Annotated in this window: 20 protein-coding genes; 4 read left to right on the forward strand and 16 right to left on the reverse strand. The window is 45.6% G+C overall.

Annotation, left to right across the window (positions count from 1 at the left end; all coding sequences use genetic code 11):
* Nucleotides 1-5: 5 nt before the first annotated feature.
* From ACRRS1_RS13585 to ACRRS1_RS13605, 5 genes are read right to left on the reverse strand one after another with little or no spacing between them, the layout of a single operon-like run.
* Nucleotides 6-944, reverse strand: a complete 939-nt coding sequence (locus ACRRS1_RS13585) for a phosphate/phosphite/phosphonate ABC transporter substrate-binding protein (protein WP_432467601.1) — start codon at nucleotides 942-944, stop codon at nucleotides 6-8.
* Between the two features lies 1 nt (nucleotide 945).
* On the reverse strand, nucleotides 946-1,644 hold the full coding sequence (locus ACRRS1_RS13590; protein WP_432452626.1) for a hypothetical protein: 699 nt from the start codon (nucleotides 1,642-1,644) through the stop codon (nucleotides 946-948).
* The gene (locus tag ACRRS1_RS13595) at nucleotides 1,641-3,770 is read right to left on the reverse strand and encodes an SLBB domain-containing protein (RefSeq protein WP_432467600.1); all 2,130 of its coding nucleotides are present in this window, start codon (nucleotides 3,768-3,770) and stop codon (nucleotides 1,641-1,643) included. The genes ACRRS1_RS13590 and ACRRS1_RS13595 overlap by 4 nt, the downstream gene beginning before the upstream one ends.
* Nucleotides 3,771-3,781: 11 nt before the next feature.
* Nucleotides 3,782-4,606, reverse strand: coding sequence for an OmpA family protein (locus ACRRS1_RS13600; RefSeq protein ID WP_432452624.1), 825 nt, complete (start codon nucleotides 4,604-4,606; stop codon nucleotides 3,782-3,784).
* Nucleotides 4,607-4,627: 21 nt separating this feature from the next.
* On the reverse strand, nucleotides 4,628-4,990 hold the full coding sequence (locus ACRRS1_RS13605; RefSeq protein ID WP_432463462.1) for an STAS domain-containing protein: 363 nt from the start codon (nucleotides 4,988-4,990) through the stop codon (nucleotides 4,628-4,630).
* A gap of 669 nt (nucleotides 4,991-5,659) precedes the next feature.
* Between ACRRS1_RS13605 and ACRRS1_RS13610 the strand changes: the two genes are divergently transcribed.
* Nucleotides 5,660-7,096, forward strand: coding sequence for an alanine/glycine:cation symporter family protein (locus ACRRS1_RS13610; RefSeq protein WP_432467599.1), 1,437 nt, complete (start codon nucleotides 5,660-5,662; stop codon nucleotides 7,094-7,096).
* 531 nt (nucleotides 7,097-7,627) lie between these two features.
* On the opposite strand, the gene ACRRS1_RS13615 is transcribed toward ACRRS1_RS13610, so the two are convergent.
* The 7 genes from ACRRS1_RS13615 to ACRRS1_RS13645 form a co-directional block, all read right to left on the reverse strand.
* Nucleotides 7,628-7,918: a hypothetical protein gene (locus ACRRS1_RS13615; RefSeq protein ID WP_432467598.1), complete on the reverse strand. Its 291-nt coding sequence runs from the start codon at nucleotides 7,916-7,918 to the stop codon at nucleotides 7,628-7,630.
* Nucleotides 7,915-8,148 (reverse strand): hypothetical protein, encoded by a 234-nt coding sequence (locus ACRRS1_RS13620; RefSeq protein WP_432467597.1) that lies wholly within the window; start codon nucleotides 8,146-8,148, stop codon nucleotides 7,915-7,917. Before ACRRS1_RS13620 ends, ACRRS1_RS13615 begins: the two co-directional genes overlap by 4 nt.
* A 114-nt stretch (nucleotides 8,149-8,262) precedes the next feature.
* Nucleotides 8,263-8,631, reverse strand: a complete 369-nt coding sequence (locus ACRRS1_RS13625; RefSeq protein ID WP_432467596.1) for a hypothetical protein — start codon at nucleotides 8,629-8,631, stop codon at nucleotides 8,263-8,265.
* 239 nt (nucleotides 8,632-8,870) lie between these two features.
* Nucleotides 8,871-9,134 (reverse strand): hypothetical protein, encoded by a 264-nt coding sequence (locus ACRRS1_RS13630; RefSeq protein WP_432467595.1) that lies wholly within the window; start codon nucleotides 9,132-9,134, stop codon nucleotides 8,871-8,873.
* A gap of 228 nt (nucleotides 9,135-9,362) precedes the next feature.
* Nucleotides 9,363-10,571, reverse strand: a complete 1,209-nt coding sequence (locus ACRRS1_RS13635) for an IS256 family transposase (protein WP_432454380.1) — start codon at nucleotides 10,569-10,571, stop codon at nucleotides 9,363-9,365.
* 1,111 nt (nucleotides 10,572-11,682) lie between these two features.
* Complete coding sequence (locus tag ACRRS1_RS13640; RefSeq protein ID WP_432467594.1) at nucleotides 11,683-12,198, reverse strand: hypothetical protein; 516 nt, start codon at nucleotides 12,196-12,198, stop codon at nucleotides 11,683-11,685.
* A complete protein-coding gene (locus ACRRS1_RS13645) occupies nucleotides 12,176-12,466 on the reverse strand; it encodes a hypothetical protein (RefSeq protein ID WP_432467593.1) in 291 nt (96 codons plus the stop codon). Before ACRRS1_RS13645 ends, ACRRS1_RS13640 begins: the two co-directional genes overlap by 23 nt.
* Nucleotides 12,467-13,627: 1,161 nt before the next feature.
* Between ACRRS1_RS13645 and ACRRS1_RS13650 the strand changes: the two genes are divergently transcribed.
* Nucleotides 13,628-13,876, forward strand: coding sequence for a DUF3297 family protein (locus ACRRS1_RS13650; protein ID WP_432452620.1), 249 nt, complete (start codon nucleotides 13,628-13,630; stop codon nucleotides 13,874-13,876).
* 189 nt (nucleotides 13,877-14,065) lie between these two features.
* Here ACRRS1_RS13650 and ACRRS1_RS13655 read toward each other — a convergent pair whose 3' ends face one another.
* The 4 genes from ACRRS1_RS13655 to ACRRS1_RS13670 form a co-directional block, all read right to left on the reverse strand.
* Nucleotides 14,066-15,877: a sugar transferase gene (locus ACRRS1_RS13655; protein ID WP_432467592.1), complete on the reverse strand. Its 1,812-nt coding sequence runs from the start codon at nucleotides 15,875-15,877 to the stop codon at nucleotides 14,066-14,068.
* Nucleotides 15,878-15,886: 9 nt separating this feature from the next.
* Complete coding sequence (locus ACRRS1_RS13660; RefSeq protein ID WP_432467591.1) at nucleotides 15,887-16,969, reverse strand: glycosyltransferase; 1,083 nt, start codon at nucleotides 16,967-16,969, stop codon at nucleotides 15,887-15,889.
* A gap of 29 nt (nucleotides 16,970-16,998) precedes the next feature.
* Nucleotides 16,999-18,429 (reverse strand): Wzz/FepE/Etk N-terminal domain-containing protein, encoded by a 1,431-nt coding sequence (locus ACRRS1_RS13665; RefSeq protein WP_432452616.1) that lies wholly within the window; start codon nucleotides 18,427-18,429, stop codon nucleotides 16,999-17,001.
* A gap of 183 nt (nucleotides 18,430-18,612) precedes the next feature.
* A complete protein-coding gene (locus ACRRS1_RS13670; protein ID WP_432467590.1) occupies nucleotides 18,613-20,373 on the reverse strand; it encodes an IucA/IucC family protein in 1,761 nt (586 codons plus the stop codon).
* Between the two features lie 95 nt (nucleotides 20,374-20,468).
* Here ACRRS1_RS13670 and ACRRS1_RS13675 point away from each other — a divergent pair, with 95 nt between their 5' ends.
* Entirely contained in the window at nucleotides 20,469-21,731 is a 1,263-nt protein-coding gene (locus ACRRS1_RS13675) for an MFS transporter (RefSeq protein WP_432467589.1), read from the forward strand.
* A 27-nt stretch (nucleotides 21,732-21,758) separates the two neighbouring features.
* Nucleotides 21,759-23,978, forward strand: a complete 2,220-nt coding sequence (locus tag ACRRS1_RS13680) for a TonB-dependent receptor (RefSeq protein WP_432467588.1) — start codon at nucleotides 21,759-21,761, stop codon at nucleotides 23,976-23,978.
* Nucleotides 23,979-23,982 lie beyond the last annotated feature (4 nt).

Consider the following 23,982-nt stretch of genomic DNA (forward strand, 5'->3'; position numbering starts at 1 on the left):
TCACGCTATTTAGTGATAGGGGTTCCAATATTTAGTTGGCGTACGTCATCCCAATCTTGGTCCTTAGCACTGACAAAACCGTCGATATTCAATTCGGCGAGTAAGAGTTGATCATCCGGTTGTTCAGCGAGCCCTATCAGCGCTTGCTGTACTGCAGAACTGACCGCCGGAGCCACTCGCGGATGAACTGCGATGGCGTGGGGAGTAAAACCAGCTGACGTCCAAAGGATCCTCAACTGTTTTAAAATTTCTGGATCGATGCTGGCAAAGGTTCGAGGAATACCGCCACCTGCCGGATATAAACCCGCAGCAACCGCCCGATAAACCGAATCGTGAGAGCCCACATACTTCGACTTGAAGTCTAATTGTTGTTGAGCTAAATAACCTCTTATCACCACACTAGCAGCGAAAGCTTGCGGTGCAGGGAAAGCCAAGGTGTCGCCCGATAATTGCGCAATATTTTGGATCTCACTATCGGCCCTCACCACCAGGATCCCCTGCAGCGTTTTATCCTTTGATTTAGCCAAGGCTTGATAACCAGGATTGGCTGAAAACACCTGATAATGGTAGGGATTCATATAAGCAAAATCATAGTCGCCGTTCGCTAAGCGTTGCTCAAATTCAGGAATGCTCGGCGCGGTTTTAAACGTTAAGGGATAGCCACTGGCAAGACTCACCGCATCCAGCAACGGCCCCCATTGCTCTACCAAACGAGTCGCTGATTGCTGCGGCACAATACCAAAAGAGTAAGTTTTTTGTACCGCTTGTGCATTTAAAGAAAACAGCACAACTAACAGCAGACACAGTAGTAATAGGGTCGCTTTAAGCTGAACCTTACGTTGTGCCCAGTACCGTTTTCCCTTTAACACTAAGGGGTTTTCTGCTGGCTTTTGCTTGGTCAAGTTTTCCGTCACTCCATCGACGATTTGTATATTCGAAAACATATCACACCCTTATTGAAAGTAGTTGAGAATTAACAAGAAATCTTCTTAGATATTGACTAAATCGAGGGAATAATATGGTAATTCGTGAGGACTCTCTCAATAACTCGGCTTTTAAACTCGGATTAAAGCGATCGTTCATCACAACCCCCAATAAGCGCACATCTTCTAGCTTTAAATCGTTCACTGCGGTTTGAAATGCTGGCCGGGCGGTCACCCCAGCCAACACCGTTAAAATGCAGGCATCACTGGCCGCTAAAGCGCGTTGCGCCGAAACATTACCGCCGTTGTTTTGATTGATCGCCGAGGTGTCAATCAAGATCAATTGATAGTCTTGCTTCCAAGCTTCAATCTGTTGTTCGATATACCCCGGCTCTTTGAGTTTAAGTAATGAGGCCTTATCCAGAGGAGCTGGCAAATAATCCACCAGCGAAGATGGGTCTTTCACCACTCCTTTCACTTCACCTCGGTCCCAACCCAAGTCAAATAAGGGGCAATCGAAGCGCCGTGGATGATGTAAATTAAAGTCCACCACTAATACCGAACGCCCTGCGCCTGCGGCGCGTTTAGCGATGGCATCCACCAACGTTGATACGCCCTCTCCGGGTTGGGCAGCACTCACCCCGATGCAACTATTTTGATGATTCGGTAGTCGTTGATAGACCCGCTCTAGTTCTTGATAAGTTGAAGGTAATGCAATCATAGGAACCCCAATAATGCGCTCACAGAAATCAATCTAAAGACATCTTCTAGCCCTTGACGAGCTTTTACCCAGCCACTTTCGGCACGCGATGGAATATATACGGTGTCTCCTGCACGGATCACCGGTAACAGGCTGAAATCACCCGTTTTAGAAAATTCGAGCAAGTCAAAAGTTCGCGCCTGATCCTTACAACAAGATAGGTTCACCACGGTGATTTTTTGCGGATAGCCCTCGCTATCAATCCCACCCGCTTCGGCTAACAGGTCTAATAAGGTCATCTCATCATTAAAGCGGTAACGACCCGGCTTACTAACCGAACCTAATACCCGTACCGTGCGCTCCTTCTTTTCAGACAACCAATTGCGGTTTTTTTCTGGAATATAAATCGAATCACCAGGAACCACCTTGGGTAATATCGACTCATCGCCCGTTTCGAAGTACAAAGCTAAATCGAGTTTCGATACCGACGCATGTTTACCATTACGATGACTAATCCGTACATTACTAATATCAGCCTGCTCTGAAGGACCATCGGCGGCGGCAAGAATGTCTAAAAAGTGCATACTCGGGTCAAAACGATAGCGGCCAGGTGCCACCACTTGACCAAATACATAGATTGAATCTTCCGAACTTTGGCGCACCCACTGCGATTTATTATCACTTGGGTCATCGGGTAGTTGCGGCACCATAATAGTAGTGCCCGCCACGATCCGCGGCATCTGTTGATTGTTTATCTCGCCATTAAGGTAGGCGTTTAAATTAAAGTTAACCGAGCGGGTCGTGCCACCAGCATCACTGAATAATACGGTGATTTTGGCCATGTCTGCGTTTGGTTTTGGGCCGCCGGCATGCGCCAAAAGATCCATCAGATTCATTTCGTCAGCCCACTCAAAACGACCGGGCCGATTAACTTCGCCCATCACTTTTACCGCTTGGTTCGGTGACACCTTGGTCCATGATTTTTCATTTAAATCGGTTTTTTCGGGCACAAAAATCGCGTCACCCGCCATGATTCTAGGCAACTGAGCACTGCGACCTTCGGTAAAAGACTGCAAATCAAAACGTTCTACCGCGCCACTGCTACGAATAATTCGAATTTGTCGGGTTTCGGCAAAGCGACTCGGCCCACCGGCATTCGCTAATACATCTAAGAACCCCGCCGCTTGATTGCCTTCGTAGGCACCAGGTTTGAACACTTCCCCCATCACATACACCGTATTCGCGCCCGCTTTAATCTCCTCTTCCTGCTTCGGTACAAAAATGGTGGTGCCCGCAGTTAAGCTCAGCAACAAATCGTTATCGCCGGTATCCAGATAGCGTTTCAGATTAAATAACTTAGGTTCTCCGTCAATAATCACCCGAATTTGCTCTACGCTGGCATAACGAGTCACCCCGCCAGCGCGCATTAACATATCCACTAAATTAGCTGAACTTTTATAAGAAAAACTCCCTGGATTATAAACCTCGCCAAATACTTTAACCGCGGTGCGGTCTTCAGCGGCATCACCATTGTCGTTCAAACTATTCGGATCAAAATCCACCGCCACATTGCCAATTTTCGGCGATGCAGGAACAAATAATACATCGAGCGAATGCAAGCGAGGCAACGCAGCCAAATCGCCCGAATCGAGATATTGTTTGTAGTTAAATACCTGCGGCTGACTAAAACTAGCCCGGCGGAGTTGCAAGCGATCTAGCTGAGCACCAGCCCGTAAGCCACCAGCCGCTTGAATCGCCATCTGCACCCCAGCGCCTTCAGCAAGAACCACTTCACCTGGTTTATCAACAAAGCCCAATACACTAATCCGAATTCGACGCTCCTCTAGCAATACTCGCAAACCAGCCAAATCTCGGTAAGCGTTGGACAATTCTCGCTTAATTTTTTGTTGCATTTGTGCTTCGGTAAAACCGGACACCATGATTGGTCCCACTTCAGGCAGTATCAACCGACCATTGCGATCCACCTCAAAACGTTTGTCTAGGGAGGTTTCGCCCGGGAGAACAATTCGAACCACATCGCCAGGTTGTACTTGAGGATTGGCAGCATTGGCTTCGAATATCATGAACATATTGATCACTAAACCAATGAGCATCCAAGCGGGAAATGGAATTTTGCTAATTTTCATAATGCGATTCCTTATTCTGCGGCAGCAAAACGCGGCATGGCGTTGCTAGGATAGGAGTCAATCAGACTCACGGTGACACGTCGGTTAGAATGGCGAACCTCATCGCTATCGCCAGTAAAGTAGGGCTGAGAATCGGCGGCGGCTTGTAGCTTAATCAACGATTGCGGCATGCCTAACTCCACCATGTAGTCGGCCACTCGTTGCGCTCGTGCCAAAGACAAATCTTGCTTATAAGCCTGATCGCCCTTGCTATCACTGTGTCCGGTGATCATCAGCGATAACTTGCTAGCAACAATGATTGGCGTTAAACGGCTGAGCTGATCGCGATAAGCTGGTGTAAGTTCGCTGGAATCGAAGGCAAACTGGTTGTTACTGTTTAGCGCATCACTAATGCTCACCATGAGCCGCGATGACTGGATCTGCCCAAAACTATCAGTTTGACAAGCGCCACTTTGTAAGACTCGGTCGAGCCGCTGCTCTAACATTGCGAGAAAATGCTGCTGTATTTCTAAGTCATTGGCGGCATCTAGGGTTAAACCACCTTCCAGTTCCCGAATGATCCGTTGTTGCTGACTGCGCGCCTGTGCCACTGAGGCTGGGAAACACAGTTCAGCACCTTCCAAAACCAGTAAGTCGAGCTGGTGTTTGGTCAGTATTGACTCAAACTGCAAGCCGTGTTCCGGACCAATTTCACTCTGCTGGAGACTGCCGCTACTACCATCTAACCAAGCTAAAATACTCAACTGGTGCTCAGCAAAACCGCCTCGACCCTGCTTTGGCCAAGAACTACAACCCGAGCCAATCAATAACAACAGACCTATCACAATACAACGCATGGCAGACTCCTTGAGTTTCAATTATGCAGCTATCGACGACAATGATTGGTGCACGCTGGCGCTTGAAGGTAAGGTATCAAACATGGTGATAATTTGATTAACTCTTAGCATCATCAATAAATCGCGAGGTTGTTGCTGAGCACCACAAATAATCAAATGTCCGCCTGCGGCATGAATCCGCTTAAACATAAATACCAAGGCGCCAATACCAGAAGCATCCAATTGGCTGACTTGAGTCATATTCACCACAATGACCTTGTTGGCCGAACTCTGACAAAGATCTTCAAAGACATGTTTATATTGGCCACATGAGCTGGCGTCTAAGGCACCTACGATGGATGCGGTAATATCACCTTGAACGGAAGTTGTTAATTGCATATTCATAATTAGCTCCACAAAACATTTGTTCTCGACGGATTTAGTGCCAATATCATGCCAATGAATATATAGCCTTAAATATCAATTAATTACATAAAAACAGAGACCATAAACAAAGGGTTTTCAGAAGCAAAATCGCAGCTTTTGCAATATGCAAAAGCTGCGCTTAAGGATTCTTTGCTTGGAGCAAACACTGAGGGCTAATCTGGCTCAACAAACATGCCAAAAACCAGTGGAGATCATATTGCAAGATCCAGCAGAGTTAAGCAGTGAACTTTTGTTTTGCTGGTAATTGTTGCGCACTAATAAAAGGGATGGCCGAATGCTAAGCAAATAAAATACGACTCGTGCCAAGAACGAATCAAAATAGCAATGCTGCTCTTGTCCGTACCTCACGATTGTGTTTATATTTAATTTACCGCAGTTGTTATTTTATTGTTGTTTTTGTTATCCTTTTATTTACTTCTGAACAAACTCACGATTCGAGCAAGCTGCTTCATCTCTCCCTGAGCAACGGCCTGTTTTTATTGGGTACACAGCTGCAATCACTAGTCGAAGAAAGATATAACTTTTAGCACAAATTGACTTCAAGTTATGGCATGCATTATGCTCTGCGAAATTTTTTGCGCGGTAGCTACTGGGCAATAAAGCTTATTTATTTTAGGAATCAACAAAATGGAATTAATAGAGTCATTTTTTGGGGTCATTGGTGACCTCACTTGGGGATGGGCACTTATCCCGTTTCTGGTGATCTTAGGTTTGTTTTTCACCTTGGTCACAGGATTTGTTCAATTTAAGTTTTTTGGGCGGATGTTCCACGTTCTTTTAAACAAAAACCAAACCGCTGGCAAAAATGCGATTTCTGGTCGTGAAGCGCTACTACTCTCTGTGGGTGGCCGCGTGGGGGGTGGTAATATCGCTGGCGTTGCGGTTGCTATCACTTTAGGCGGACCGGGTGCGGTATTCTGGATGTGGGCCATTGCGCTGGTAGGAATGGCGACCAGTCTGATCGAATGTTCACTCGCTCAGCTTTACAAACGTAAAGAAGGCAACGCCTTTCGTGGCGGCCCCGCTCGCACCATCATTCATGGCCTTGGAGAGGATTACAAATGGCTGGCCTATGTTTATGCCGTTTGTTTGATCGCATCATTTGCAATCGGATTTAATGCCTTCCAAGGCAACACTGTGGCCGGTGCTGCGCAAGACAGTATGGGCATTGACCGTATGTGGAGTGGCATTGTTCTGGCTGTTATCACTGGTTTCATCGTTTACGGTGGGATTAAACGTATCGCAAAAGTAGCAGATGTGATTGTGCCTATCATGGCCGTTGGGTATGTGGCGATGGCACTGATTGTTATCCTGCTCAACATTACTGAAATTCCAAGTGTTATCTATTCAATTGTATCCAATGCTTTTGGTTTTGAAGAAGCGGTTGGTGGCGGTATGGGTGCTGCACTGGCACAAGGTCTACGCCGTGGTCTGTTCTCTAACGAAGCGGGTCTTGGTTCTGCGCCAAACGTTGCCGCTACGGCCGATGTAACCCACCCGATCAGTCAGGGGATTACTCAATCACTTTCAGTATTTATTGATACGATATTAATCTGTAGTTGTACTGCATTCATCATCTTACTTGGTGATGTTTATGTACCAGGTGCTGCCAATATCGACGGAGTGGTGTTGACTCAGCAATCGCTAGTCTCTCATGTCGGTGAATGGGCCAAGTATTACCTAACCACTGCGATTTTACTGTTTTCAATCAGTTCGATTATCTACAACTACTACCTTGGTGAGAACGCAATCACCTTTATGTCGAAGAGTAAAGCTGCGCTGCATTCACTACGTATGTTTGTGGTTGCGATGGTATTTCTCGGTGCCGTTGCGCCAGCAGCAACATCGGTGTTTTTCTTCTCCGATCCGATGATGGGTGTTTTGGCAATTGTGAATTTATTAGCGCTGCTGATGTTATTCCCGACCATTACCCGTTTATTAAATGACTACAAAGCACAATTAAAGGCAGGCATAGAGCACCCTGTATTTGATCCTGCCAAGTTCTCAGACCTAGATATCGATCACAAAGCTTGGGATAAAGCCCGCTTGAAGACTGACGCTTAAACCCGAGAGCGCTGAAGCAACGAAACGCTCAACTCGAGATATCGAGTCACAAACTTTCGGAAAAATACTATTTGGTGTTTTCATGGACATGGTTCATTTCGTCTGATGGCTATCTTCGATAGCTTTAAATGAACCATGTTCTGAAGCTTCAATTTCAAGATTAATGAGCGCTGTATCTCTAAAACCGAGCCGCTTGGAACTATCTGCGGACAATAAAGTTTGCTCGTTTACAATAAATGTTGATCATTATTGCTTTAAACAAACTGTTGGGCATCCGTGATCTGTCCCAGTCCTGCTCCGTTCTGTGTTAGCTACGGGGTAAAAGCGTTCGCCTACGGCGACATCATTAAGCTTCAACGAGCAAAGCTTAGCGAAGCAAAAAGAAAGCTCGCCCAGCATCTTCTTAGATCCTCCGTTGCTCACTCACAAGGGCGTTGAAGTAAACACTACGCTCAAACAGACTTCAACTTTGCTCCCTTGTTCATTTGCGCGACTCGGCGAAGATGATGGGATTTAAAAGCGTAATCTTGGCTATCGAGAGCGTGAAAGGTTTTTGTTTTTAGAATGGGTGTCTAGTTTATTTCTATCATATAATTCCGGTTCAAGTTTAAGCTTTGACCAAATTGACTCGGCCTCGCCACCTTGAAAACCGTCAGGAAAATACTTATCTAACCATACAACCAGACGTTCGCGTATTTTCTCAGGTTCTTTATCAAATTGTGCACCAAAGATCTTACGCCATACAAACTCATGACAATTATCCTGAGCTAACAGTTGCATAGAAGTAACTAATAATACCACGCCAAATATTAGCATTCTCATAGTTTATTATTATCCCCTTTAGGTACCCACAAATACTTAACATCAAATCCATGACTGTTATGTGATAACCATGGAGTAATATCATAATCTGACTCAACAAAATAGTTGTTATAGACAGCCTCCCCAGCCCCTACAATAGCATTCGCTGCAAATTTTGGTAACGTGGCTTTTCCTTTTAAGGCTTCCTTTGCTATCGTTATGAAAGCTTCTTCATATGCGGAAGCAAACACATCAACAAATCGGCCACCTTCTAATCCTACTTTTGTAGATAGGTCTCTTGTTAACTCAGTAGAAACATGTCAAAAAGACTTGGGTGTCCTTTCTTTCTTTTTTTATTTCAGTGGTTAGTTTATCAAATCAGTCGAACTGTACTTAAAGGAAGAGAAAAAGATAAACAAGCTAGGTGCTAGAGCTAGGATTTTCATAATTGGATGCTCAAAGTATACAAACAACCAAAGAGAAAATAACGAGCATATAACCGTTTTGATCGCAAAGGATTTGCTCCTAAGTAGTAAAGAAATAATGTGCTTCTGGGGCAAGCCTAGAGCTACTAGAAACAAACAAATAACAATCAATGGGTAATTCAGTGGTTCTGGAGAAAGTAGCCCATCAACTACCCCGTCTACAAGGCCAAGTGCACCAGCGTATCCTCCACCGAAGAGCCCAGCCTTTAAGTTTGAACCTCGCAATGTTTCCAAATTACTTTGTTTCATTGTTAGCCGCCTCTCTAAACATAAATGAGCTTACTTGCCCATATGCGTCAGTTGCTAGGAAAATATCTAGACACCCATCCTAAATATCAAATATGTCATCTTCAATAAAAATAATCTAATGGGTAATCCAGGGCGATAATACGAGCGTTTTTCAATCAAGAGTGGAATAGTTATCGAACGTAAATTGGATGCTAACTAACCGCTTAAACTGTGCTTTTTAAACTATGATTGGTTTGAAATCAAACTGCACGTAAAATGAACACTCTTGCTCTCACCCTGATGGTGGTTGCCAGTTGGGATGGCTGTCTAGTTATTTTGGTTGGAACATTGACTGTTAAACCATTATCAACGCTTTCTATCCATACCTTTGCCTTGGTTAAGAGGTTCAGCTTAAGCATAGTTGCTTTAATTTGACACTGACCCCTTTTATTAAATTGACCGGCTAAGTTTTTAAGTGAAGAGTCGGCCAATCCTAAATCGCGACCAAACATTAATGCAGTCATACTCAAATCCCTGTTGAACTCATGGATAACGCGTCGCCTGCGCAGCGTTATGAGGTTAATTTTTCTTGTTTACTAAATTAGTTATCAAACGAGATCTTGGTTTGTTAAGTAGTTTGCTGGTTTATTTTTTGATGGTGGGGGGTTGAGGAACATCGATTAATGTAAATATTGAGAGCAAGGCCGAAGATCCCATCGACCCTGTAAATAATTCTGTGTAACTGCTTTGGGTTACAAGTAATCAGTAAGTCGGTCTTCAAACATAATCATAAAGCGATTGAGAGCCTGTCGCCAGTTTCTTATTGGCATCGACCAGCGTTTCGATGCATCCATAATTGCAAGATAGACAACTTTCCTCGCTGATTCATCCGTGGGGAATAGCTTACGCTTCTTTGTCGCTTTGCGTATCACACTGTTCAAGGACTCTATCGCATTCGTCGTGTAAATGGCTTTACGAATGTCCTGAGGGTAGCTGAACAATGTATTTAAATTATCCCAATGCGCTGTCCAAGAGCGGCTTATCTGTGGGTATTTATCATCCCACTGGTCACCAAATTGTTCGAGGGCCAGAAGCGCTTCTTCCTCGGTATTCGACTGGTAAATACCTTTGAGATCTGCCGTTACAGCCTTGTAGTCTTTCCAAGGGACATACTTCATTGAATTGCGCACCATGTGGACGATACAGAGCTGTATTTGGGTTTTTGGGAATACGGCATTAATAGCATCTGGAAAGCCCTTCAAGCCATCAACACAAGCGATAAGAATGTCGTTGATACCTCGAGTCTGGAGTTCAGTGAGAACGCTGAGCCAGAACTTCGCACCTTCCGTTTCAGATATCCACATCCCTAAAAGTTCTTTCTGACCTTCGATATTTACGCCCAGAGCCAAGTAAATCGCCTTATTGACGAGCTGTTTGTTTTGGCGGATTTTCACCACGATGCAATCAAGGTAGACGATGGGATAGACTGCATCCAGTGGCCGTGATTGCCATTCAACAACCTGCTCTAGAACTGAGTCGGTAACTTTAGATATGAGGCTTGCAGAGACATCAGCATCGTACATTTCTTTGAACGTAGCGACGATTTCACGAGTTGTCATGCCTTTGGCGTAAAGGCTTAATATCTTGTCATCCATCGATTGAAATCGAGTTTGATGCTTACGAACAAGCTTCGGTTCAAACGAGGCATCTCGGTCTCGAGGTACATCCAGTTCAATCTCACCATCGTCGGTGATCAAGGTCTTGGATGAATAACCATTACGACTATTCTTATCGGGCTTTTCAGCGTGTTTCTGATAACCGAGGTGGTCATCAAGCTCAGCATTTAACGCTGTCTCAACAGTCACCTTGGTTAACATTTTACGAAAGTCATCTAGATCTGAAGGGGTCTTGATTGACTTAGCGGCTTCACGAGCAAATGCTTCGAGAGCTTTCTTATCCATGTTGCTTATCCTTAGCCTGTTCAGGCCTAATTATAAGCAATTACACAATTTAATTTACAGGCTCATCCCATCGCGTATTTGTTATCGAATATTATTTCACTTTGCTTCTTGTCATGCCGCATGTGGGGGACAATTGATGATTGTATTGGCCTACATTGATCGCCAATTGGGATAGATGTCTTATTATTTTCGTTGGTCTAAACAAATTTGCTGTTCACGTGCTCGAGTTGAGTGTATTTAAAGCCTAGAAGTGCTGTTGGGAGCTGCCAAAAAGACTTGGGTGTCCTTTGTTTTGTGCTTTTTTTCTCCCTTCTTTTCTTTTTTATCGAAAGATGCTATGAAAGTTACAATCGAGTGAGTAAATTCGACCAGAACCTGCGACTTTATTGTCTCCCTTTACCTCTAAGACTGATAAGAATGACTGCTCTCCTTTTGACGAATGGCTAAATCTCATAAGGTAAAAACCTTCTTGGCCTTCGATTAATACATATGACTTTTCGCTAGCCCTAGAGTGATTTGATAATACTGCGGAGCTTAGGCAATTAATGGATAGAGAGTCTAAAGTTCCTTCCGCACTAGCGTTCCCATCAAAATAATCACCTAATGTATTAAAAACTAAGTACTTCGCGTCTATAGATATTTTCAAATAATCTAACTCAAGGCTCTTGTTATTTACACAATTAGATTCTTTTTGCATTAAAAAAATAAAAACAAAGATAACTAACAAAGATAACAAAATAGTAGTTTTATTTCTCATAGAAATTGTTAATACCTATATTCATATTCACTCAGTACTGAACCTTGACCGGTTTGAGTATGAATCTCAATTTTCGGCGTTCCTAACGATAAAGTTATTTGCCCTCCTGATATCGAAGGTTGCTGCGGTGATGAAGATGTAGTTATCACTTCTAAAGTCACAGGAACTCCATATACTGGACCTTGCCCACCAGTGGCATTAAAGAAACCGCAAAAAGACTTGGGTGTCCTATTTCTTCTACTCGGTCAACTGCTGATAATTCATGGTAGTACTGCTTGTTTCTTTGGCGAGAAGAGCGTACCACTTTCGGCAGTTGGCTTCCTCTTCTACACCTTTCCATGAATGTCGCAGTTATTATCTGAAATCGGGAGTATTAATGTCACAATAGTTATTGATATCAAATGCTTTAAAAACAAGTTTTTTCTTACCCATCATCATAAAGTAACTCCCATTCATACCTAAATAAATGAATATTGTGTCTTCCTTCATACCTTTTAATTTCTGAAGCCTATATCCACAAAATTCAACATCTTCATTTAAGCTTGCAGCAATCTTGAAATTTTCAACCTCAACAAGTTTTTCAAATTCATCAACTGCATAATCTTTATCTAAATATTTGATTAAAGATACAGAGTACTCTTTAACATCGTCTATTGAACTGTCACGAGTATCCCAAACAGAGTACCAAACCTGGTTATATTCGGTACTATATGCATTCTGCTTTAAAACTAAATGGCTTTCATTATTCATCGTCAAAGGCGCTATTGATATAAAATTTAACTCTGTATCACCTGAATGTGCTTTAACTATAAAAATAAAAACAACAACAATACAAAATAAAGTAGTTTTAATCACTCGTTGATAATTCATATGTCATATTTCCTATTTCTAATGCAAAGAGTGCCCTAGCTACAGCGCCCTCCACCGGTATCATGTTAGTTAAAACCATTGTAGTAATATCGGTTCCGGCAGACATTATTGAAACCCCTGTTTGGTGCCAAATTGCGTGATAATTGTTCAATTGTAAAACTGCCACTTTTTGAATCATTGGCTCTGGCATTCCTTTCAAGCTTGGTAGTAACAACTCTATCTGTTCCGCTGTCATATTAGGGAGCATATCTAACAGTTCATTTTGCATCTTTCCTACAGACAAAGCATCTCTAACTTTATTAACCGCGTTATAAATAGTTAGTAAGTCATTTCCTTTTGAAGCAAGCTCAATAAGTCAAACAAGACACCCACCCCAACTACTCAAACGCAGCCCCATGGAATACAAGACCAAGAAGAAGACTTGATAGCGGTCTAGCTTCACGGTGCTCCACGAATGGGAGCGAATGAGTTGGGCAAAATAGGCCTTTAAATCAGCGGTACTTAAGGTATCTGGGCAGCGGTCAAAGGAATAAACTAGACACCCATTCTAAAAACAAAAACCTTTCACACTCTCGGTAGCCAAGATTACGCTTTTAAATCCCATCATCTTCGCCGAGTAGCGCAAATGAACAAGGGAGCAAAGTTGAAGTCTGTTTGAGCGTAGCGAGTTACTTCAACGCCCTTGTGAGTGAGCAACGGAGGATCTAAGAAGATGCTGGGTGGCCTTTCTTTTGTATACTAAGCTTTAGCCAAGCAAGCTTAGTATATCGCCGTCTGGGCGAAACCCTCACTAACTGATCGATCCAAAACTAAATGATAAAAACGAGACTGAAATAAACCAGACACCCATTCTAAAAACAAAAACCTTTCACACTCTCGATAGCCAAGATTACACTTTTAAATCCCATCATCTTCGCCGAGTAGCGCAAATGAACAAGGGAGCAAAGTTGAAGTCTGTTTGAGCGTAGTGTTTACTTCAACGCCCTTGAGAATGAGCAACGCAGGGTTTAAGAAGATGCAGGGCGAGCTTTCTTTTTGCTTAGCTAAGCTTTGCTCGTTGAAGCTTAATGATGTCGCCGTAGGCGAAAGCTTTTACCCCGTTGCTAACACAGAACGGGGCAGAAACGTGTTTGAATATGATCAACCTTTATTGTCACACTCCTACCTTTGACTCGCGCAATGTACCTGAAACGATCAAACTTTATTGTCCTCCGACAGGAACCAAGCTGATCCGCAAATCAAGTCGACATCGATAGGTGCTTCTAGCGAGTAAAGACACCAGAACCATGATCGACTATTCGTTATTTGTTCGCCTTTAGCACGTTTCAAATCTCAGACAAATTGTTGCTTTAACGATTTGTCTAAAATCTTGAGCGTCAGTCTCGCATTGTCTACAATAAGCCACTTTTATTTATTTCAGGTCATAAACATGAGCGACACAAACTCAAAGCCAGCCTTACCCGATCGCCTTGCAGGCAACCCTCGCAGCCCACATCATGTAGCAGAGTGTTTCGAACACGACATCGGTATTCGATTGAACGGTAAAGAGCGCAATAATGTTGAAGAATATTGCATTAGTGAAGGCTGGGTAAAAATCCCATCCCCTAAAGCCTTAGATCGTCGCGGCCAACCTATCCTCATCACGCTCAAAGGAACGGTTGAAGCCTTCTATATTTAAGCCTTTTATAAACCACGACTTGCTATCAATAGTTCAAGCTTGAAATAACTTAGCTTTTCAGTTGCATAGCTTGTCGAGCCCTTTGCTCTGCTTCACATCTTCGATGCTGGAATCATATTGCAGCTCCACCAAAGCCAAGCCAGTAATATCCAGACTTACACCCACAGAGCGTTCTGCAATAAAATTGCCTTACTGGCCCCTCCCCGCAACGACCACCCATAAGGTTTTCACTAATACACTCAAGTCTTGATATAACCAACTACTACACTGGCTTAAAGAAAGCGCGTAACGGTGATCATAAGCAAGTTTTTGCTTTACATCTTCGATACTGGAATCGTATTGCAGATTCACCTGAGCCAAACCAGTAATACCCGGCTTGAGCCCCACGGTTCGTTCGCTATAAAACGGAATGGCCTGCTCCAGGGTTTGATAAAAGGCCGGACGTTCCGGCCGAGGCCCCACCAATGACATATCCCCCCGGATCACATTCCATAGCTGCGGCAACTCATCGAGCCGAGTCTTGCGCAGCCAGCGCCCTACCCGCGTGATCCGGCTATCTTGTTTAGTAGCCCATACCGCGCCACTGGCTTGTTCGGCATCGGCGCGCATACTGCGAAATTTAATAATCGAGAATAGTACGGCCCGATCCTCGGCGATTAAACCCACTCGCGTTTGTTGATAAAACACCGGCCCCTTGCTATCAAGTTTGATGGCCAAGGCAATCAAAGGAAATAAGGGACTCACCAATAGCAACAATAAACTAGCCGCAAACATATCGAAGCCGCGTTTCAAGACCACCACCCAAGGATTTAGTAAGTGAGTAAAGTAGTGTTTCTTAATCTTCTTGTAGCCATAGTCAATACAACCCAACATGCTGGAAAAGTGTCCTTCGACGAGGTAATTCAAGCTGCCAATCGGCCCTGGAAACTTTAACATGGGTAACATCCTCGGCAACGCAGCCAACAAATAAGCACTGAGCTGTAAGGCCAGTAAAGCCATAAAAACCAGAGAATGTGAGGCGAGCAGCACTGAGCCAAGCAAGCTGCTTAACATCAAAAATGGAATGGTCACCCGCAATGCCTTACCTGAAAAAAAGGTAAAAGCCACCCCTTTGAAACGTGGTAACAACATGTGGCGTAGCCGGATCAACTGTTGCAAATTGCCTGCGCCAATGCGTTTCCTACGGCTGCGATCCTGGCTGTCGGCCGCGTGTTCTAACTCTAAAGCGCGAATATTTGGCTCGTATACCGCTCGGTAGCCCTGCGCCACAATATCCATGGGGATCACAAAATCATCATTTATAGTATCTTCTGGCATCGCTCGAAATAAACGCTGCTTAATCAGATAAAAAGCGCCGTGAGCCCCCAGCGGTGCCCCCATGTCGGCTTCGCAACGTTTCACCTGCCGCTGATAATTCCAGTACGCTTGTTCGCCCACTGAGCCGGGGCTTAACAGGTGATAATAACCACACACCACTCCCACATCATCCTGAGCAAAGTGACTGGCAGCAATCAGCAGCGCATCCACCGAAATTAACGCCGAGACATCCGACAGCGCCACGATGTCGGCACCACTTTGGGCGATGTGTTGATTGAGCACCGCCACCTTACCGCTATTTTGCGGCTGCTCACAAACCTCGAAACTAAAATTACAAAATGCTAATTGTGCGATGGTTTCTCTAGCCACCGTCGCTGTTGCATCGCTGCAGCCATCACACACCACTTTAATGCTTAAGCGCTCATCGGGATAATCCAGAGTGGCCAAATTAATCAGTTTTGCCGCGACATAGTCTTGCTCGTTGTAGGCAGGGATCAGCAACTCAATGCTTGGCAATTGCTCATCGTTAAGCGAGCGATGATATTTTCGAACCACCGCCACTGGCTCCTGTGGTTCTGTCTTACCCGCCAACTGACTCAGTAACTTGAGCAACAAGGGATAGAGCGCATGGTGATAAACGACCAAAAACATCGATATCAGAGTCAAGTAAGTGACAATGGTCATAGTAAGCTCCTATAAGTAACGATGACGTAAAGCTGCATAATTGCGGGCGGTGGTTCGTAAATCGCCCACCTGTTTAACGAACTGGCGCGGATTGCCTGTCACTTTCAGTGCCAATTGCTGCCCCAAGGCTTGCGCCATCGCAAAGGCTGAACCGGGCTCCACCAAAGTGCCAGTACGTGGACACAGGGCTTCGGTTGAAGCCCCAACATCGGTCACCACTGCCGGAATGCCGCAGGCTTGCGCTTCGAGAATCACCAACGACAAACCTTCAAAATAAGAAGGTAAACAAAACAAATCGAGCGCTTGATAAAACTGCGGCATTGATTCGATGGCGCCAAGAAAATGCACTCGCGCTTGTAATTTCAGAGCCATCACCAAACGTTGTAGCGCCTGGCGTTGGCTACCATCGCCGGCAAACACCAAATGTACGTCTTGGGGCAAACTATTGAGGGCTTCAATCAATACCGCCTGACCTTTTTCTGGCTCTAAACGACCCGCACAACCAATCAATCGAGGCTGTATTGGCAAACCTAGCAGCTGGCGAGCTAAGTGTTTGTCTCCCACCGCGAAACTGTGAGTATCAACGCCGTTTTTAATCACTTGCACTTGTTCATCGTTAAACCCCAATGCCGACTTCAGCTCACTCGCCACCAAATTGGCATCGGCGACGATCATCGGCCGAACCCATTTCAGCGCGAAGGATTGCAGCATACGACGCCGCTGCTGGCGCAGATGCCAGGCATCATGTTCGGTATGAATCACCACTTTCACCCCGGCTAAACGCGCTGCGATACCGCCGTAAATTAATGGTCCGATGTGGTGAGTATGCACCACGGGTACAGCCCAACGACGAAACAGCTTCACCAGCTTCCATAGGGTGCTAAGGCGAAATCCCGGCTGCTTATTTAAAAACATCAGGCGATTGGCGTAGGGGCGCAGTCGCGGCCAGTCTTGCAAGGCCTGCTGCTTGGTGCCTTCCAAGGAAATAATCACCCCTTGCTCGTGCGCCTCTTCCATACGCTGTAAATCGAGCGCCATGGTTTCGATGCCACCCGGCTGTAGGTGCTGTACCACTTGGATCCAAATACTCATAAGTTGTTCCTCTTAAGCACAATAGGCTGTTAATTCGAGTGAGACAGTGGTGGAATACGGCTAAGCACCGTCACCCCGGCGATATCTTCGATGTCTTTAATGGTGCGTAAACTGGGATCGGCCAGTTCAGCCAATAGCGCTAAACTGAACCCAGTCACGATCCCAGCCACCAGCCCAGCAAGCACAAACAACCACATTGGCAGCGTTGAAGGCCCACTGGGAGTAAAAGCACGATCGATAATTTTAATCCGATCAGATTGTTCAAATACCCCTAAAGCACCCGTCACTTGGGCCATCTCGTAACGTGTCAGCATGTTTTCATACAGGCTACGCTTGACTTTGAGATTTCGATTAAGGATCCGCAGTTGTTTCTCTTGCTCACCCACTGAGCCAATTTGCTGCTGCAACGAGCTCGCTAAACTGCGTAATTGTGAGACTTCTTCGGCGAGGGCATCGACTCGCTGGCGAGCGATCATTAAGGCTTCAACTTGCACGATCAACATCTCCCCATTGGATTCGGTCAGGGAAATTTGTTGCTGTAATAAGGCCGAGCTATCCGTGTTCGAAATCGAGGACAGAGGTAAAGATAAGACTTGCTCACGCTCCTGTTCGAGATGGCGCAATACCCGTTGCAGCGCTTGTACCTTGGAGTGACCTTGGGTATAACGCGACATGAGGGTGGCCAGCTCGGCACGATTCATCACGATCTGCTCTTCGAGTCGAGTGAGGACGGGGTTGGTTCGAGAGAGTTGCTGATCGATACTGCCTAAGCTTTGTTTTGCACCAGCAAGTTCTGCTTCTCGCTCAATCAAACGTTGACGGATCTGCGACAAACGCTGGGTATTAGCCGCATGTTGCTCGGGTAAACCATCGGCATGCAGGGTGCGGTAATCCGCTAAGGCTTCTTCGGCCTCTTCTAAAGCAAAACTACTGGACATTAAATGCTCCCGCAGAAAACGTTCTGATTCTTTAATGGAAGAACGCTCTGGCGCGAGTAACTGCTCAATAAAATGTGAAGAGACGGTTTCTAGTAATTCACGCATCCCCTGCGGATGCGCTGAGCGATAATCAATCCGAATTAAGTCCTTGCCCACTTGACGCACTGTGAGCGCCGCCGATAAACGGTTAATCACCTGCTGCTTTTGCTGTGGACTGTCACTCTCGACCATCAAGCCTTGTTCAATGGCCACTTCAGTTAACACATGCCGACTATGTAATAAGGTCGTCAGGGCTTCCATCCGGCCCTCTAGATTTGCCGACACCGCTAAATCTTCCAGAAAAGGATTTAAACTAGCGGTTTCTTGCACCAACATACTGGTATGTGAAGCATACTGCTTCGCGGAGAATAACGAGACTAAGACACCACAAATGGGCATCAACAGGATCGGCATGACGATAAGATAACGTCGACGCCATAAGGCATCTACAATCAAATATAGTCTTGGTAATAATTCGCCCATGCCACTCTCCGTCTGAATTCAAGAGAGTTATAGCCAAAATCATGCCATTAATAATTAATTAAATAAAACAATGAATTACAGACAATAAATGATTTTTAATTAGGCGAATTTGCAGATTGCGAAGCCGTAAAATAAACGCCCAGACCGATGGCTTTAAATCCGCGATCGGTCTGAGAAATTAAATTAAACACACAGCGGATTAGTGATCGGCTGACCAATTTCTGGCAATGGTCGTTGCTCACTATCGCCGTAGCCAATCTTAAAGCGCACTCGATTCACACATAGTTTCTCGATCTCGGGTTTCAATAAATCAAACATCTCAAACCGTTCCTGCAACTGCGGGTGTGCCGCTTGATAGCTGCGGATTTCATCGGCTAAATAGCGATAAAACTGTGTTTCATCAATCCCAAGGCTAATTAACTTGGGTGATACAAAACGCAATACCGTGACAAAATGGCCCGTTAATAAGTCGTGGATCAAGTAATGGGCGGGCAAGCGGGTCAAGTTCTGGCGGATCGCCTGCGGCAAGCGATTAAGTTCTGGGAAATCTTGATCTATCAGACGTAAGTCGCCATGAAAATCTTTAATCAAGCAGCCAACGGGTTGATGGCCTTGCAAGGCCAAGGTAATGTTTTGACCGTGCGCCACCAAGGCCACTCCATAGCGACACATCAAATGATATAACGGCACCACCACATGCTTAAACAGCTTTCTGAGCCAGGCTTCGGCGCTCAAGCCCGAGAGTTCGATCAAGGTAACAATCGCCGCCTTGCCTTGACTATCGGTTTGCATCAACGTGGCCATTGACATCGGACGCTGCTGCTCACTTAATACACTCTCGGCACGTTCACGCCAAATACAACCGAGCATTTCTTGATAACGATAGCTGCCTCCTGCGACTTGTTGCTGATAAGGCTGCGGGCAAAATACCCCCGCAACTTCTTGCTGTACCCTCAGTCCCAGCTGAGCAAACAAGGGATCTTGAATGGTTAACTGGGCCAACCATGCCGACAGCTTGGGCCCCTGCACGATAAATTTGCCAGGAATACCGCGGTAACAGGAGGTATTTAAAATCGTTAATGCCGTTTTCACGTCATAACGGCCCCTTGGGTCAACAGCGCTCAAGGTACGGATTGATTGCTGCGCCAGCCAATCACCAGTAACAGGACCCAAATCAATCGCGTCGCCATTGGCAAACCATTCGACAAACTGCCCAACTAAAAAGCGCGACATTTGCCAAGGATGAACCGCCATAATCAAGAACTGATCGCGATTCTTCGCGGGCAATTTATTAATCAACGCCAGATACGCTTCACTCCCCAGCACCTCTTCAAGCAAGCGCTGCGGACTCAAACCTTCGGCAAAACCCACCTCACAATGTTGCTTGTTCAGCGCCAAATAATGGAGTTGAAATGCCCGACCTGATTCCGGCGAATACAGCGCTAACTCCGCAGCCCCCCAACCCAAGCGCCCCTTATTGGCAATCGCCTTAGGGTGCGCGTCTAAATAACGTTGCCGAGAGGTTTCATCCATAGTCACCAGCGCATCACTGGCTAAGTTTCGCAGTTGAGTAATGCGCAACATATCGCTGTATAGCGTTTGTTGAATTTCTTCTAATAGGCCTGCGAGATTAATATCGTTAATTTGAATTTGCGACTGAATATCAATCAACAACTGACTTGCATTCGGCGCTAAACCGTCGCTGCATTGAATACTATCAGGCGTAATGATAAACATGCCCCAAATGCTTTGGCTCGCCTGAAAATCCCAGTGGCGCGAGGTAGTCACCAGACGCCAATTCGTCAGCTTGCTCGCCACAGCATGACCTTCGCACACAGCTGGCGACCGAGGTTCAAACGCTAAACGTTCCTCAAAATGTAACTCACTCAATATCTTAGCGACTAGTTGTTGACTCGCTAATTGCCAAGCACGGTGTTGTGTCATGGTGGTTCCCTACTCGCTTTTTGTTTTAAATACACAATGAAATTTATTTGTTAAAAACATCATCAATATATTGACAAACTACCTTAAAATCAACAATGATAATACAAACCATTATCATTAAGATTGACAAGTTAATGCTGTATCGCTGTTTACTCATCGCTTTGGGATTAAACCAAACTCTGCTACTCGCCTTGTTGCCAAACATTGCAGCATTAAAGGGTTTGCAGGGATCGGAACAGGGTCTAGGACTGATTGCGGCGGTCGTGAATGTTAATTTAATTAGCTTTTGGTTGGGAAGCGGTCTTTGGGGCAAGTGGCTGCCAAAACTGGGGATCCGCTTCTGTTCACGCATCACCATCAGTGGCTTTATCCTTGCAAATCTGTTGTTTTACTTCGCCTTGCTTATACCAACAACGCCTTCGCTACCGGTAATGGCACTGGCACGCTTAGCGCTAGGGCTATTTAGCAGCGCTTTTATTATATTGGCGCAAACCCATTTGGCGATTACAAAACAAAATGGCTTAGGCCAACTCGCTAAAACCAGTGGCGCAATTACTCTCGGTCGCTTACTCGGCCCAAGCTTAGTATTACTGCCTTTTAGCATGCAGTACTTACTGCTGATCCCCCTGATTTTAGTGCTACCCTTACTAATCAAGCAACTGTGCGAAAAGGCTGAAAATCAGGTCGATTTTGCCAAAGATTTCCCCCTCCAGACATACTCAGGCAAGTCCCCTCGTGAACAAGCCAAAACCAGACGCCGCCCCAATCAGCTGAAACTAATTTTGCTCAGTGCGCTATTGATGACTGCCTTGGTGAGCACACTACAATTCTACCTGTTGCCACTATTGCTCGACTTAGGCTATCAAGGGGAACAGGCCTCAAGTTTATACGCCTCCATCTTGTTATACATCAGCATCACCTTACTGATCTCTCAGTTACTTTTAATCCCCTGGTGGTCAAAACAACAACGCCCACTAGCCCCCATTTTACTACTGTGTTTAGCACTTGGGTGCCTGCTACTTAGCCTCTCGGTTGGCCTCAGCTCAAGCGGGGCACAACAACCATGGCTGATATTACTCGCAGGGCTAACCAGCCTGACCCTTGCAGTTTCTGGTTTCCCAGTTTGGTACAGCCAGTTAGCGCTGTCCCAATCATCGAGTTTGAGCGAACGGAGTCGACGCAGTGGCTCTTTGTCGCGGGCTCATAGCAGTGGTTACTTAGTCGGTAGCGCCGTATCGAGCAGCTGTTTGTATTTCAGCATTCCCTTATTAACGCCCATTTGGGTATTCGCGCTTGGGCTGGTGGCCTGTGTATTGTGCCTCCAGCAATACCTGCGCCCTGCCACCCAAGTTATTTAATGATGTCACTTTAGTTCAAGGAATCGAATGAACAAATTAACGCCTTTAACAGCCAAGTTGAGCCCCATTGCATTATTGTTAATGGCTTCAAGTGCTCAAGCCGTCACCAACCTGGACACGATGGTGGTCACTGCCAGTCGGACCGATACCGCAATCGCCGATGTAGCAGCCACCATGTGGGTGATTGACCAGCAGCAAATTGAACGCCAAGTGAACGCTGGCGCCGATTTAAAAACCGCACTCGGTCGATTGATCCCAAGTTTTGACTTTGGCGGTGAGGGTCGAACCAATTACGGTCAAAACTTACGGGGACGCTCGGCATTAGTGATGATCGATGGTGTGTCACTCAACTCAACTCGAGCCATTAGCCGCCAGTTAGACAGTATCGACCCTTTCAATATTGCTCATGTAGAAGTGCTCTCCGGCGCGACCGCGATTTACGGCGCGGGAGCCGCTGGCGGTATCATCAATATTATTACCAAGAAGGCCAGCGTCGGCCCGGCTGAAGTAGCGCTCAACTTAGCGGGTTCATCTGGGTTTAACAATAGTGATGACCAGAATAAAAAACTGGCACTCAGTGTGGCTGGCGGCTCAGAAAAACTGCGCGGCCGTTTATCTGCCGCCTACCAAGATAGCGGCGCAGCCTATGATGCCAACGGTCAGATGATTTTGCCAGATATCACCCAAACTGACTTACAGTTTAATCAAAGCATCGACATCATGGGCAATCTTGAATTTGAACCCGATAACCAGCAACTACTGTCGTTGAGTGCTCAATATTACAACAGCGAACAAGATAGCGACTACGGCACCTATTTAGGGCCAAATCTCGCCGGGATTTTTGGTCGGCCAGATCTAATTTCGGTGCAACAAGGCTTGTCCCTTGAAGAACAGCCATCCACCGAACGGGTCATGGTGAATGGTCAATACCAGCACCACAACATTCTGGGCCAAACGCTGATGGCGCAACTGTTTTACCGCAGTGAGTCGATGCAGTTTTTTCCTTTTCCTTCTATTTATCGGGTGACCGGCTCCCCCTTAGCTGGCAATAGCTATCCGATCTATGGCGCGTCTCTTCAAGAAACCGATGTATTAGGCGGCAAACTGGTATTGGTGAAAGACTTTGACCAGGTTCAGCTCACCTACGGCATCGATGCCGAATCAGAATCATTTTCCGCCAAACAGCGAATTTACGATGCCAATACCGCACTTGCTTCTGGCGGTCTCAACTTTAAACAGACCCAAAACCTGCAGCGCTACCCCGATATTGACACCCTCAATATCGCAGCATTTTCCCAAGCCAAGTGGGAAGTGAATAACGATTGGTCTCTGTCGGGTGGGTTCCGCTATCAGCACATCGAACATGAAGTCGGTGACATTGTAGGCCTCTTACAGCAACACCTGTCAGCGATTGGGATGTATAACGATCCGGATGTAATTAAAGGAGGTAAAAGTGATTATAATGAATTGCTATTTAATCTCAGTGCCATCTATAAAATCGACCACCAGCAGCAAATTTGGGCTAACTTCAGCCAAGGTTTCAACTTGCCCGATCCCGCGAAGTATTACGGGAACGGTAACTACGATGGTACCTATGGCGATGGTCCAAACTTAATCAACAGCATTAATGTGGCCGACAATCGACTCAGCGGCGTAAAAACCAATGCCTTTGAACTTGGTTGGCGTAAAACCAGCAGTAACTATGATCTACAAGTTGCCAGCTACTATTCGATCTCCGACAAAACGACCTCCTACAACAAAAGTACCCTAGCCGTGGTGGTTAACGATGACCAACGCCGAATTTATGGTATTGAAGGTCAGGCAAACTACTACTTCGACAATAACTTCTACACCGGTCTGCAAGCACATTTAATCAAAAGCGAAACCCAAAGCAATGGTGCCTGGAACAAACTCGCGGCAGAAGAAGCGAGTCCTTCTAACGGTAGCTTAAACCTTGGTTATGACAACCAAGCTTACGGCGCTGAATTACAATGGCAAACCTTGGCCGACTACAGTGATGATCAAGGTAGCGAGCTTCATGGTTACTCACTGGCAAACCTAAACGGCTACTACGCACTGCCGCTGGGACAAGTTAACTTTGGGATCCAAAATCTGTTTAACAAAGATTACGAAACCCTATGGAGTCAGCGCGCACAGATCCTTTATAGCAGCTTGTCAGCCTCGGAGTTATTTACCTACAAGGGTAAAGGCACCACCTTCTCAGTTAGCTACAACGCCGTTTTCTAAGGAT

Origin of the sequence: Agarivorans sp. Z349TD_8 (assembly GCF_050870825.2) — a bacterium.
Classification (GTDB): Bacteria; Pseudomonadota; Gammaproteobacteria; order Enterobacterales; family Celerinatantimonadaceae; genus Agarivorans.

What these genes read in the sequence shown, in the direction of transcription:
- ACRRS1_RS13645 (WP_432467593.1), bottom strand. Translation starts at nt 12,466, where the DNA reads ATGCAAAATGAACTGTTAGATATGCTCCCTAATATGACAGCGGAACAG.
- ACRRS1_RS13670 (WP_432467590.1), bottom strand. Translation starts at nt 20,373, where the DNA reads ATGACACAACACCGTGCTTGGCAATTAGCGAGTCAACAACTAGTCGCT.
- ACRRS1_RS13625 (WP_432467596.1), bottom strand. Translation starts at nt 8,631, where the DNA reads ATGAAACAAAGTAATTTGGAAACATTGCGAGGTTCAAACTTAAAGGCT.
- ACRRS1_RS13675 (WP_432467589.1), top strand. Translation starts at nt 20,469, where the DNA reads ATGATAATACAAACCATTATCATTAAGATTGACAAGTTAATGCTGTAT.
- ACRRS1_RS13665 (WP_432452616.1), bottom strand. Translation starts at nt 18,429, where the DNA reads ATGGGCGAATTATTACCAAGACTATATTTGATTGTAGATGCCTTATGG.
- ACRRS1_RS13680 (WP_432467588.1), top strand. Translation starts at nt 21,759, where the DNA reads ATGAACAAATTAACGCCTTTAACAGCCAAGTTGAGCCCCATTGCATTA.
- ACRRS1_RS13660 (WP_432467591.1), bottom strand. Translation starts at nt 16,969, where the DNA reads ATGAGTATTTGGATCCAAGTGGTACAGCACCTACAGCCGGGTGGCATC.
- ACRRS1_RS13595 (WP_432467600.1), bottom strand. Translation starts at nt 3,770, where the DNA reads ATGAAAATTAGCAAAATTCCATTTCCCGCTTGGATGCTCATTGGTTTA.
- ACRRS1_RS13605 (WP_432463462.1), bottom strand. Translation starts at nt 4,990, where the DNA reads ATGAATATGCAATTAACAACTTCCGTTCAAGGTGATATTACCGCATCC.
- ACRRS1_RS13615 (WP_432467598.1), bottom strand. Translation starts at nt 7,918, where the DNA reads ATGAGAATGCTAATATTTGGCGTGGTATTATTAGTTACTTCTATGCAA.
- ACRRS1_RS13610 (WP_432467599.1), top strand. Translation starts at nt 5,660, where the DNA reads ATGGAATTAATAGAGTCATTTTTTGGGGTCATTGGTGACCTCACTTGG.
- ACRRS1_RS13590 (WP_432452626.1), bottom strand. Translation starts at nt 1,644, where the DNA reads ATGATTGCATTACCTTCAACTTATCAAGAACTAGAGCGGGTCTATCAA.
- ACRRS1_RS13655 (WP_432467592.1), bottom strand. Translation starts at nt 15,877, where the DNA reads ATGACCATTGTCACTTACTTGACTCTGATATCGATGTTTTTGGTCGTT.
- ACRRS1_RS13650 (WP_432452620.1), top strand. Translation starts at nt 13,628, where the DNA reads ATGAGCGACACAAACTCAAAGCCAGCCTTACCCGATCGCCTTGCAGGC.
- ACRRS1_RS13600 (WP_432452624.1), bottom strand. Translation starts at nt 4,606, where the DNA reads ATGCGTTGTATTGTGATAGGTCTGTTGTTATTGATTGGCTCGGGTTGT.
- ACRRS1_RS13585 (WP_432467601.1), bottom strand. Translation starts at nt 944, where the DNA reads ATGTTTTCGAATATACAAATCGTCGATGGAGTGACGGAAAACTTGACC.
- ACRRS1_RS13630 (WP_432467595.1), bottom strand. Translation starts at nt 9,134, where the DNA reads ATGACTGCATTAATGTTTGGTCGCGATTTAGGATTGGCCGACTCTTCA.
- ACRRS1_RS13635 (WP_432454380.1), bottom strand. Translation starts at nt 10,571, where the DNA reads ATGGATAAGAAAGCTCTCGAAGCATTTGCTCGTGAAGCCGCTAAGTCA.
- ACRRS1_RS13640 (WP_432467594.1), bottom strand. Translation starts at nt 12,198, where the DNA reads ATGAATTATCAACGAGTGATTAAAACTACTTTATTTTGTATTGTTGTT.